Annotated in this window: 11 protein-coding genes and 1 pseudogene; 4 read left to right on the top strand and 8 right to left on the bottom strand. The window is 67.6% G+C overall.

Features of this window, described 5'->3' with window-relative positions; all coding sequences use genetic code 11:
* Positions 1-327, top strand: a pseudogene (locus HNO81_RS09245) (peptidase); the annotation flags it as partial.
* A gap of 32 nt (positions 328-359) precedes the next feature.
* Here HNO81_RS09245 and HNO81_RS09240 read toward each other — a convergent pair.
* Both HNO81_RS09240 and HNO81_RS09235 read right to left on the bottom strand, forming a co-directional pair.
* Positions 360-1,067 (bottom strand): DUF4397 domain-containing protein, encoded by a 708-nt coding sequence (locus tag HNO81_RS09240; RefSeq protein WP_175317823.1) that lies wholly within the window; start codon positions 1,065-1,067, stop codon positions 360-362.
* 99 nt (positions 1,068-1,166) lie between these two features.
* A complete protein-coding gene (locus HNO81_RS09235) occupies positions 1,167-1,601 on the bottom strand; it encodes a PaaI family thioesterase (RefSeq protein ID WP_175317822.1) in 435 nt (144 codons plus the stop codon).
* A 143-nt stretch (positions 1,602-1,744) separates the two neighbouring features.
* Here HNO81_RS09235 and paaZ point away from each other — a divergent pair, with 143 nt between their 5' ends.
* Both paaZ and HNO81_RS09225 read left to right on the top strand, forming a co-directional pair.
* The gene (gene paaZ, locus HNO81_RS09230) at positions 1,745-3,856 is read left to right on the top strand and encodes a phenylacetic acid degradation bifunctional protein PaaZ (protein ID WP_175317821.1); all 2,112 of its coding nucleotides are present in this window, start codon (positions 1,745-1,747) and stop codon (positions 3,854-3,856) included.
* A gap of 142 nt (positions 3,857-3,998) precedes the next feature.
* On the top strand, positions 3,999-4,406 hold the full coding sequence (locus HNO81_RS09225; protein ID WP_175317820.1) for a VOC family protein: 408 nt from the start codon (positions 3,999-4,001) through the stop codon (positions 4,404-4,406).
* Positions 4,407-4,487: 81 nt separating this feature from the next.
* Here the strand turns inward: HNO81_RS09225 and HNO81_RS09220 are convergent, their stop codons facing one another.
* From HNO81_RS09220 to HNO81_RS09200, 5 genes are all read right to left on the bottom strand, one after another.
* Positions 4,488-4,793, bottom strand: coding sequence for a hypothetical protein (locus tag HNO81_RS09220; RefSeq protein ID WP_175317819.1), 306 nt, complete (start codon positions 4,791-4,793; stop codon positions 4,488-4,490).
* A gap of 12 nt (positions 4,794-4,805) precedes the next feature.
* On the bottom strand, positions 4,806-5,930 hold the full coding sequence (locus HNO81_RS09215; RefSeq protein WP_175317818.1) for a S1C family serine protease: 1,125 nt from the start codon (positions 5,928-5,930) through the stop codon (positions 4,806-4,808).
* A gap of 103 nt (positions 5,931-6,033) precedes the next feature.
* Entirely contained in the window at positions 6,034-6,660 is a 627-nt protein-coding gene (locus tag HNO81_RS09210; protein WP_175317817.1) for a TetR/AcrR family transcriptional regulator, read from the bottom strand.
* Positions 6,661-6,757: 97 nt separating this feature from the next.
* Positions 6,758-8,134 carry a phenylacetate--CoA ligase PaaK gene (gene paaK, locus HNO81_RS09205; RefSeq protein WP_175317816.1) on the bottom strand — a complete coding sequence of 459 codons (1,377 nt, stop codon included), beginning with the start codon at positions 8,132-8,134 and terminating at the stop codon, positions 6,758-6,760.
* 7 nt (positions 8,135-8,141) lie between these two features.
* Entirely contained in the window at positions 8,142-8,618 is a 477-nt protein-coding gene (locus HNO81_RS09200) for a hotdog fold thioesterase (RefSeq protein WP_175317815.1), read from the bottom strand.
* A 146-nt stretch (positions 8,619-8,764) separates the two neighbouring features.
* On the opposite strand from HNO81_RS09200, the gene pta reads away from it, so the two are divergent.
* On the top strand, positions 8,765-10,891 hold the full coding sequence (pta, locus tag HNO81_RS09195; RefSeq protein ID WP_175317814.1) for a phosphate acetyltransferase: 2,127 nt from the start codon (positions 8,765-8,767) through the stop codon (positions 10,889-10,891).
* A 71-nt stretch (positions 10,892-10,962) separates the two neighbouring features.
* Here pta and HNO81_RS09190 read toward each other — a convergent pair whose 3' ends face one another.
* Positions 10,963-11,253: a hypothetical protein gene (locus tag HNO81_RS09190; RefSeq protein WP_175317813.1), complete on the bottom strand. Its 291-nt coding sequence runs from the start codon at positions 11,251-11,253 to the stop codon at positions 10,963-10,965.
* Positions 11,254-11,323: the final 70 nt, after the last annotated feature.

Genomic DNA, 11,323 nt, shown 5'->3' with positions numbered 1-11,323 from the left:
CCGCCGGTCAGCCCCGCCCCACCGGTAAGCCCGGCACCGTCGGCACCTGCGCCGACCAACCCGGCCCCGGGCATCCCTGCTCCCGCGGACCCCGCGCCGGCCCAGCCGTCCGAAACACCCGCCGTCGTCCTCCCGCCGGGCAGTCCGGCGCCCAGCGCTCCAGGGGATCTTGCCAACACCGGTGCAACCGGTGACCCCGCCGCTGGCCTGGCGTATACCGGGTCAACCGGGCTGGTCCCCGCGGCGGCTGCGGCCGCGGGCGCCCTTCTCATCGGCGTCCTGCTGACGGTGCTGGTCCGCCGCCGGAACCGGCGTACCTCGCGGTAGCAGCCACAGGCAGGTCCGTGGCGGCGTCCGTCCTAGTGGCGGCCGCCGCAGCGCTCCTTGCCGTCGACCACCTGGACAGCCACGTTCAAGGTGCCGTCGGCAAGGCTTCCCCAGGCATAGACGATGGTGTTCTTCCCGCCGTCGACGGTGATGTCAGCCGGGCCAATGACGGGATCGGTGGTCCCGGCCGCGGCTACCGACGCTGAAATCGTGCCGGCCTTCAGCTTCAAGGTTGCCTGGTCCGGATTGCTGAGGTTTTCGATGACCGGTGTTCCGCCGGCCAGCACATCGACGGCGGGGGCTGCGGCCACGTGCCGGACCGTCAGCTTGCCCTTCTTGTCGTTGCCTGGAGCCCTGGTGTCGTTCGTGAAGAGCGACGCCGTGGGGGCGCCGTCGGCGTCAAGGTGGGCCACCGCGGTGTAGTTGCGGCCCGCGTCGAGTTCGACGTCAACCGGCCCGATGACCGGATTTTCGGCGCTGGTGGCGTCTGCGGCGGTGACGGCGATCCGGTAGTCGCCGGCGGCCAGTTCCAGCGGTCCGGCCAGGGTCCCGGGCGTGAAGTCGTCAAGGGTGAGTTGGCCATTTACCCACACATCCACGGTCAGGCCGGGCACGCCGTGCAGGACGGAGAGCAGGGCGGGATCGTCGTCGTGATGCCAGGTGCCGGCCTGGGCTGGAGCGGCGAAAGCCAGCGAAGCAGCAAGGGAAAGTGCTCCAGCGGCATAGGTTATTTTGCGCATGTCGAACTCCTTGAATGGCCCGGCAGTCCGGGCTGTTGATGCTTACATGCGTATTACCTCTTCGCCGCAGCCCTTGGATGCACCGCGGGGCGGATTTTTTCAGTTTTTAGGCGTCATCATCAGGTTGGTGATGCGCAGGGTGCACAGCCGCTGGCCTGCCTCATTGGTGATCAGTACCTCGTGGGTGGTCAGCGTGCCGCCCAGGTGGATGGGTGTGGCGGTGATGGTCACCTGGCCCTCCCGTGCGGAGCGGTGGTGGGTGGCCGAAACATCCACTCCCACGGCCGTCTTGCCCATGGTGCTTGCATGGATTACGGCTGCCCAGGACCCCACGGCCTCACCCACGGCCAGGGAGGCGCCGCCGTGCAGCAGCCCGAACGACTGCCGGTTGCCCTCCACCGGCATGGTGGCCACCACGCGCTCCACGGACTCCTCCAGGATTTTCACGCCCATCTTTTCGTCCAGCTCTCCGAGGGTGATCTTCCAGAGCTCGTGCTGGCTTCCGGCAGCATGGTTCGGGGCAGGTGCGGTCATGAGTTCTCCTTTGAAGGGGCCAATTCTGTCCTGGCCTTCTAGTCTGCAGCACGGCACGTCATGTATGGTGAATATATTACCGAACGGACGGTCAGTAATGGCTGTCCTGTTTGCCTGCCCCCTTGTTGGAAGGACCGTCAACGATGACCACCACAGCCACAGCTCCCCAGGCCACGGTCGACACCGTGGAGACAGTGCCCAGCTTCGTCATGGACGCATGGTGGACGCCCGACGCCGGCTCCTCGGCTTCTGCGGTTCCCGTGCGGGACGCGAGCACGGGGGAGATCCTGGCCAAGGTGAGCACGGAAGGGCTGGACCTCGCCGCCGTCGTGGAATACGGCCGCACCACGGGCCAGGACGGACTCGGCCGCCTGACTTTCCACCAGCGCGCCCTGAAGCTCAAGGAACTGGCCCAGTACCTGAACGCCCGCCGCGACCACTTCTACAACTTCTCCTTCCAGACCGGCGCCACCAAGATCGATTCCATGGTGGACATCGACGGCGGCATCGGCGTCCTCTTCACCTTCGGCTCCAAGGGCCGCCGCGAGCTGCCCAACTCCCAGGTAGTGGTGGACGGCCCCATGGAGGTGCTGTCCAAGGACGGCTCCTTCGCCGGTGAACACATCTACACCCGCATCCCCGGCGTCGCGGTGCAGATCAACGCCTTCAACTTCCCTGTCTGGGGCATGCTCGAGAAGTTCGCCCCGGCGTTCCTGGCCGGCGTCCCCACGATCGTCAAGCCGGCCACGCCCACCGGGTATGTTGCCGCCGCCGTGGTCAAGGCCATCATCGAATCGAACATCCTGCCCAAGGGTTCGCTGCAGCTCATTTCGGGCTCCGTCCGCGGGCTGCTGGACGTGCTGGACTACCGCGACCTGGTGGCCTTCACCGGTTCGGCCTCCACGGCCAAGTCCCTCAAGGCCCACCCCAACGTGGTGGAGGGCGGCGTCCGGTTCACCTCCGAAACCGACTCTTTGAACGCGGCCATCCTCGGCCCGGACGCTGTGGAGGGCACCCCGGAATTCGATGCGTTCGTCAAGTCCGTGGTCACCGAGATGACCGTCAAGGCCGGCCAGAAGTGCACCGCCATCCGCCGGGCCATCGTGCCGCAGGAACTGGTGCCCGCCGTGTCGGCAGCCATCGGCAAGCGCATCGCCGAGCGCGTGGTCCTTGGCGACCCCCGGGGCGAAGGCGTCACCATGGGAGCCCTCGCCTCCGTGGAACAGCTGCAGGACGTCCGCGCCGCCGTGCAGTCCATGCTCGATGCCGGCGGTGAGCTTGCGTACGGAACGCTGGATTCGCCGTCGGTCACCTCCGCGGACGGAACCACGGGGGTGGTGGACGGAGGGGCCTTCATGGCGCCGGTGGTCCTGAACTGGGACGACCCGGAGGCGGAGGCCATCCACTCGCTGGAGGCCTTCGGGCCGGTATCGTCCGTGATCGGCTACAAGGACCTGGCCGACGCCGTCCGTCTCGCCGCCCGCGGCGGGGGCTCGCTGGTGGCCTCGGTGTGCACCAACGATCCGGAGGCGGCCCGCGAGCTGGTCACCGGCATCGCGGCCCACCACGGCCGTGTCCTGATGCTCAACCGTGAAGACGCCCGCTCCTCCACCGGCCACGGCTCACCCGTTCCCCACCTGGTCCACGGCGGCCCGGGACGTGCCGGCGGCGGCGAAGAACTGGGCGGCATCCGGTCCGTGCTGCACCACATGCAGCGCACCGCCATCCAGGGCTCCCCGAACATGCTCACCGCCGTTACCGGCGTGTGGCACACCGGGGCCGACCGCAACTTCACGGTGGAGACCGAGGGAACCCACCCGTTCCGGAAGCACCTGTCCACCCTTCGCATCGGTGACGCCGTCCGCTCTGAGCTGCGGCAGGTCACCCTGGAGGACATCACCGCGTTCGCCCACTCCACCGGCGACACCTTCTACGCCCACACCAACCAGGAAGCGGCGGAAGCCAACCCGTTCTTCCCGGGCATCGTGGCGCACGGCTACCTGCTGCTGAGCTGGGGTGCCGGTCTGTTCGTGGAGCCCGCACCGGGCCCCGTGCTGGCCAACTATGGCCTGGAGAACCTGCGCTTTATCACTCCGGTGGCCGCGGGCGATTCCATCCGGGTGACCCTCACCGCCAAGAAGATCACCCCGCGTGAGACGGACGAATACGGTGAGGTGGCCTGGGATGCCGTGCTCACCAACCAGAACGACGAAATCGTGGCCACCTACGACGTCCTCACCCTCGTGGAAAAGTAACCCAACGTCCCCTCGTTGCCCTATCACTTTTGGTTCCTAAACTGCGGTTTTAGGAGCCACAAGTGATAGGGCAATGCGGCGTTTGGGGCGGTTCCTTTTTGGGTTCCCGGGCGTAAAATTCTGCCCGTAGGAGGTGGCCCCCATGACCCTGAAAATGAACACAGCCACAACCATCCTTCCGGTCGACGACCCGGCGCGCGCCCACCGCTTCTATACCGAAAAACTCGGGTTGCCGCACCGGGGAGTGGCAGATGACGGAAGCGAATTGCTGGGCACCGACGGCGGCCCCCTGCTGCAGCTGATGCCGGTATCCGACGGCAGGCACTCCGATCACACTGCCATCAGCTTCGAGGTCGCGGACATCGAAGCCGCCGTCCGTGACATGGAAGCCAGGGGCGTGATGTTCCAGGACTACGACCTGCCCACCCTCAAGACGGAACACCACATCTGCACCACCGCTTCGGAGAAGTGCGCGTGGTTCATGGACACCGAACACAACATCCTGTGCATCCACCAGAACCTCACGGCGGACGTGGAGTACCAGGTGTAGGCCAGGCAGCGGCACCCGAAAACGAAAGCAGCAGGGGCACCCGTCCGGGTGCCCCTGCTGCTTTCTGCGTGCGGTGCGGCGTCAGCTTTCAGCGCCGCCGTGCAGGCCGTCGTCGCTGCTGTCATCCTCGCGGCCGGTGCCGTGGCCTTCTTCGCTGCGGTCCGAGAGGTCCATGTTGCCGCGGGCCTCATCCATGGTGGGGCCTCCCGGCGGGACGCTGTACGTGTCGGGGCGGATGCCGTGCGACTGTTCCTCGATCAGGGCCTGCTCCTCGCTGAAGCGGATCGCGTTGGCCTCGTCGCCGGCGTCGCCGGGAATGTCCTCGCGGAGCTTGGACGGATCCGGGACGATGAATCCTGCCTCTGGTTCTTCCTTGGGGTGGCTCATGGTGTTTCCTTCCTATCGGGTGGTTGTGGTGGCTGGGCGGTCGGTGAGGTCCACTTTGATGTCCAGGCTTTGATCTCCCCGTTTGACCTTGAAGCCTACGGTGTCGCCGGGGTTGCGCTTGCGCAGTTCCGCCAGCAGTTTCTCCGGCGTGGCGAGCTCGGTGCCCTCCATGGACTGCAGGACGTCCCCGGGGCGGATTCCGGCCTTGCCGGCCGGGCCGTCCGGGTTCGCGGCCAGGACCACCACTCCGGTTCCGCCCTGGATGCCCAGCTGGGCGGCGATCTGGGCCGTCAGCTCACCGGGGGTCAGGCCCAGGTAGGCATGCCGGGCAGAGCCGTTGGCCAGCAGTTCCTCGGCCACGTCAACGGCGGTGGCGGCCGGGATGGCGAACCCCAGCGAGACAGCACCTGCCGACGGCGGTATATACGCCTCGCTGATCCCGATCACCTCGCCGCGCATGTTGATTACCGCCCCACCGGAGTTGCCCGGGCTGATGGGCGCATCCGTCTGGATGAGGTCCACGAGGGAGAGGCTGTTGGACGCTGAGCCTGGAATGGAACGGTGCAGCCCGGAAATGATGCCGGCGGTGGCGGTGTTTTCGAATCCCAACGGGGAACCCAGTACCAGGGCACCCTCACCCACCTTGGGCAGGTCGCTCTGGTAGGTGGGCTTGGGCAGGCCGGTGCGCTTGGCCTGGACCAGCGCGAGGTCGGTCACCGGATCGCTGGCCTTGACCGTTCCTTCAACGCGCTGGCCGTCCGCGAAACCCACCTCCACGGTGGTGGCGCCGCGAATGACGTGTTCATTGGTGAGGATCAGGCCATCGGCCGAATACACCACACCGCTGCCCAGGCCGCCCTGGGTGAAGATGGTGACCACGGAGGGCGAGAGGTTCTCCACGAGCTGCGGCAGGTTGCCGGCCGCGGTCCCGGAGCCTGCGCCGGTGATTGGCGTTGCCGAAGCGGACGTGTCCGAAGCCGGGGACGACGCCGGCGCCTGGCCGGGGGACGAGGTGGTGGAGGGTGCCGGGTTAGGGCTGCCGGTGCAGCCGCTGAGTACCAGGGCCGCCGGCAGGAGGCTGCCGGCCAGGATGGTCCGGAGGCGGCGTGAACGGCGGGCATCGATTGCTTGGCTCATTCGGGACCTCCCTGCGGATGGTGGCTTTCTACCACCGTAGCCGGGGAGGCCGCCAAATACCAAGTACGCTTACTAGTTGACCTGGGGCCGGTGCACGCGCCGCCTACGCGTCGGCGTGGAGGCCGTCGAACGCCATGGTGATGACGTCGTCGGCCAGCCGTTGCGGCGAGAGGGAACCGCCCGGCTTGTACCACTCCACGATCGAGTTGATCATGCCGAACAGCAGGCGGCTGACGGTCCGGGGATCAATGTCCTGGCGGAGTGAGCCTTCATCGCGGGCTGCCGAGATCAGCACGGCTACCTTGTGGTCGAAGGTCCGGCGGCGTTCCAGCGCGTCCCGCTCGATTTCGGTGTTGCCGCGCAGCCGCAGCAGCAGGGTGACGAAGGGCAGGCGGTCCACCAGCACCGCCACCGTTTGCCGGAGCACGAACTCCAGCCGGGCATCGGCAGCCCCGGAGGTGGCCTCCGGTTGCTCCAGGATGGACTCCAGGCCGCCCAGTGCGTGGTCAAGGGCCAGCTTGAGGAGGTCGCCCTTGGACGGCACGTGGTGGTAGATCGCGGACTTGGAGATCCCCAGGTTGTCCGCCAGGATTCCCATGGACGTGGCGTCGTAGCCATGGCGGTTGAAGACGTCGACGGCGATGCGCAGCACAGACTGCTGGTCGTAGCCGGGGCGGCCGCGCTTGGCGGCGCCGTTGGCCGGGCTGGATGTTTCGGTGGTGCTGGGCATAATGGCTAGTTTCTCACGAACGGTCGGTCGGTCCGGGGGCTCCGCGCCGGCCGGGCAGCAACCCGGCCGGCGTCGGCCACGCCGGCAGCATGTTTTGCTATGCCTTCGGCCGCATGTCGTAGATACGGCGGAGCTTGCCGTTGGACCGTTCCAGCGAGCCCGGCTCCACCACGTTCACGGTGCAGGAAGAACCCACGTGGATCTTGATCTGCTCTTTCAAGGTGCGTGCCGCCGTCGTGCTCTGCTCCACGCTGACCGCGTCCCGGCGCTCGATCCGGACCGTCAGCTGGTCCATCCGCTGGCCCTCGGGCCGGGTCAGTTCCAGCTGGAAGTGCGGGCTGAGCTCGGGGATGCGGAGGGCGATTTCCTCGATCTGGGACGGGAACAGGTTCACGCCGCGCAGGATGATCATGTCGTCGCTGCGGCCGGTGATGCGGCCCATCCGGCGGTGCGCGGGGCGCGCCGTGCCGGGCAGCAGGCGGGTGAGGTCCTTGGTGCGGTAGCGGATGATGGGCAGCGCTTCCTTGGTCAGCGAAGTGAAGACCAGTTCGCCGTGCTCGCCGTCGCGCAGGACGTTCTCCCTGCCCGCCACCGGGTTGAAGGCGTCGATGATCTCCGGGCGGAAGTGGTCCTCCCAGATGTGGCTGCCGTCCTGGGTTTCCACGGCTTCGCCAGCCACGCCCGGGCCCATGACCTCGGACAGGCCATAGATGTCGCACGCCTTGATGTTCATCATGACCTCGAGCTCGTGCCGCATCTCCTGGGTCCACGGCTCGGCGCCCAGCACGGCGAACTTCAGCGAGGTGGAGGCGGGATCGATGCCCATGTGCGCCATGGCGTCGGCGATGGTGAGCAGGTAGGTGGGCGTGGCCAGGATGGCGTCCGGCTTAAAGTCCTGGATCAGCTGGATCTGGCGTTCGGTCTGGCCGCCGGACATGGGGATCACGGTGCAGCCCAGGGCTTCGGCGCCGGCGTGCGCGCCGAGGCCCCCGGTGAACAGGCCGTAGCCGTAGGCGTTGTGGACCTTCATGCCGGGGCGGATGCCGGAGGCCCGGAAGCTGCGGGCCACGAGCTTGGCCCAGTCGGCCAGGTCCTGCTTGGTGTACCCGACGACGGTGGGCCGGCCGGTGGTGCCGGAGCTGGCGTGGATCCGGGCTACTTCATGCTGCGGCACCGCGAACATGCCGAACGGGTATTCCTCCCGCAGGTCGTCCTTGGTGGTGAAGGGGAAGTTGCCCAGGTCCTCGAGTTCACGCAGGTCACGGGGGTGGATGCCGGCTTCGTCGAACTTGCGCTTGTACAGCGGCACGCGGTCGTAGGCGTACTGGACCGTGTGCTGGAGCCGGCTGAGCTGGAGCGCCTCCAGCTCGTCGCGGGAGATGGTTTCCTCGCGGTCCAGGCCGGCATCGGTGCCGGTGGCGGTGTCCTGGGTGGAAAGGGCAGCGGCGGAGGTTTCGGGGGCATGCAGGGTCATGATTTTCCTACTTCTTGGGGATGGTGCGGCTGCGTCCGCGGAACTCGGCGATGAGCTCGCCCGGGGTACTGGAACTGGGCTGGCCTTCGGACGCCGGCGCACCGGCGTCGGCGGCGAAGATCTGGATGTCATAGAGTCCGCTGCGGCCGGCGCTGGAGCGGCGGTCTGCCACTGCGGTGAGCACCTGGCCCCGGAAGGCGGGCTTGAGGAAGTTGATGTCCACTCCGGAGGCGACGGTGATGGTGCCTTCCTCGCGGGGTGCTGGGTGGATGGGGTTGCACGCCAGGGCGAAGGCGGTGTCGCCGAAGGCGAAGATCATTCCGCCGTGGGCCATGCCGAAGCCGTTGAGCATTTCCTGCCGGAGCGTCATCCGGATGGTGGCGTGGCCGTCGCTGAGGGCGAGGACCTCGATGCCCATCCATTCGGAGGCGTAGTCGTTTTCCAGGATGGGGTGGGTGGCCCCGGAAAGTGTCGTTTCAGCCATGCGTCATTGCCTCCAGCTTTATTTACCGAATGTTCATTAGGTAATCCCATGAGGGGGTCCGGTGTCAAGGGGAGGCGCCCCGCGCGCGGGCCGGAAGTGCAAGGATTGGGGGGACCGGCACCAGCATCAACAGCAAAGGGCGGACCATGGCCACAGGCATCTATGTCAGCGCAACCACCCCCGGCTCGGGCAAATCCCTCGTGGCCCTGGGCCTGGCGGACACCCTGCACCGCCACGCCGACAGGATTGGCTTCTTCAAGCCGGTGGTCCACGGGCCCTCGGCCGCCGATGACCCCATGGTGGCGCTGATGAAGGCCCGGTTTGCGCTGGAGGACGAACGCTGCCGCGGCGGCCTGACCTACGACGAGGTCCGCACCCTGCTGGCGGAAGGAAACCGGGCGGAGATTGATGCCCGGTGCGTGGAGATCTTCGCCGACATTTCCCGCCACTGCGATGTGGTGATCGTGGAAGGCACCGACCTGGTGGGCCAGGATGCCGCCGTCGAGTTCGACCTCAACGCCCGGCTGGCCAACAACCTCGCCACCCCGGTGGTGGCTGTGGTGGGCGCCAAGGGGCGGACCGTCGCCGAGACCGCCGCCGCCGTCGAAGTGGCCCGCAAGGAGCTCGCCGCCGAACGCTGCTCACTGCTGGCCATCATGGTCAACCGGGCGAACGCCGAAGACCTGGACGCCATCGCGGCCGCCCTGAAACCAGGCGCTTCCGGCCGGCCGGTGTACATCCTGCCCGAGCTGGAGGAGATCGCCCGCCCCACCACCGGCGAGGTGGCGGCGGCCCTGGGGGTACGCCAGATCGCGGGCACACCGGACATGGAACGCGATGTCCGGGACATCAAGGTGGCCGCCATGAACGTGGGCAACTTCCTGAACGTGCTGGACGAGGGCGCCCTGGTGATCGTGCCGGGGGACCGGGCGGATGTGATGGTGGCCTGCCTGGCCTCGTCCTTCTCGCCCGAATTTCCGGTAGCGTCCGCGCTCATCCTCACCGGTGGCCTGGCCCCGGACGCCAACATCTACCCGCTCCTGGCGCAGGCCCCCTTCCCGGTGTTCGCAGCGGACGAGGACACCTACCAGACGGCCCGCCGGGTCTCCGAGGTCCGCAGCGAAATCTGGTCCGGCCACCGGCGCAAGGTGGCCTCCGCCCTTGGCCTGTGGTCGCGTCGGGTGGATGAGGTTGAACTGGTGGAGCGGCTGCACCTGCCGCGGGCCGAGCGGATGACGCCGCTGCGGTTCCTGCATGACCTCATTGAGCGGGCCCGGGCGCAGCGCCGCCACGTGGTGCTTCCCGAGGGGACCGACGTCCGGATCCTGCGCGCCGCCGAAATCCTGCACCGCCGCGACGTTTGCGACCTCACGCTCCTGGGCCCGGAGACCGACGTCCGGGAACTGGCGGCCGCCAACGGCATCGACCTCTCCGGCATTACCGTCATCGACCCCGCCACCTCCGACCTGCGGCTGAAGTTCGCCGAAAAGTACGCGGAGCTGAGGGCACACAAGGGCGTGGACCTGGCCAAGGCGCTGGAGATCATGCAGGACGTGAGCTACTTCGGCACCATGATGGTCCAGCTCGGTGTGGTGGATGGCATGGTGTCCGGCGCCGCGCACACCACGGCCCACACCATCCGGCCGGCGCTGGAGTTCGTGAAGACGCGGGAGGGCGTGAAGATCGTCTCCTCGGTGTTCCTGATACTGATGCCGGACCGGGTGCTGGTCTACGGCGACTGCGCCGTCAACCCTGATCCCAATGTGGAGCAGCTGGCGGACATCGCCCTGGCGTCGGCCGAGACTGCGGTGCAGTTCGGGGTGGAACCACGGGTGGCCATGCTCTCCTACTCCACCGGGGGCTCCGGTGCGGGCGAGGCCGTGGACCAGGTGCGGCAGGCCACCGAGCTGGTCCGGCAGCGCCGCCCCGACCTCGCCGTGGAAGGCCCCATCCAGTACGACGCCGCCGTGGACGCCTCGATCGCCGCATCCAAGATGCCGGGTTCCTCCGTGGCCGGGCAGGCAACGGTGTTCATCTTCCCGGACTTGAATACGGGCAACAACACCTACAAGGCCGTGCAGCAGAGCTCCGGGGCGGTGGCGGTGGGGCCGGTCCTGCAGGGGCTGCGGAAGCCCGTCAACGACCTTTCCCGCGGCTGCACGGTGGAGGACATTGTGAACACGGTGGCCATCACGGCCATCCAGGCACAGTCTCCGGCGCAGGAGCAACCGCCGGCACGGGCGAACGCAACTGCGGAGGCGCCGGCCTCGTAGGGAACCACACAGTAAAGGACGACGCCGGCACCCTGGTGGGTGCCGGCGTCGTCCTTTTGCACGTGGTCCTGTCAGCTGTTGTCCGGCTTGGCCACGCTCTCCGGGTCTTCTTCCTTGGCAGGCTCGTCCGAGAGGCCCTGCGGCGTCAGGTCCAGGCCCTCGCGGTCTTCCGGGGCCTCCGGCGCTTCCCCGGTCTCCTCTGCCTTGAGGTGGCCGGTATCGTCCAGGGCCGGGTTGGCGCCCTCCACCCCCGTGGGGTCGTCCTTGCTGCCCGAATCGGGCTGCGCGTCGAGCGGCGCGGTGCTGCTGGATCCCGTGTTGGTGGGGTCGTTCTCGTCGATCGAATGGGGCTCGTTCGTCATGGAATTGTCCTCTCGGCGTGGTCCAGCCTTGTCCGCCGACCATAGGCGCAGCTTGCCCCTCTGCGCAAGG

It is taken from the genome of Pseudarthrobacter sp. C4D7, from assembly GCF_013359725.1.
In the GTDB taxonomy this organism is placed as follows: domain Bacteria; phylum Actinomycetota; class Actinomycetes; order Actinomycetales; family Micrococcaceae; genus Arthrobacter.
This window is presented reverse-complemented; position numbering and strand designations above follow the sequence as displayed.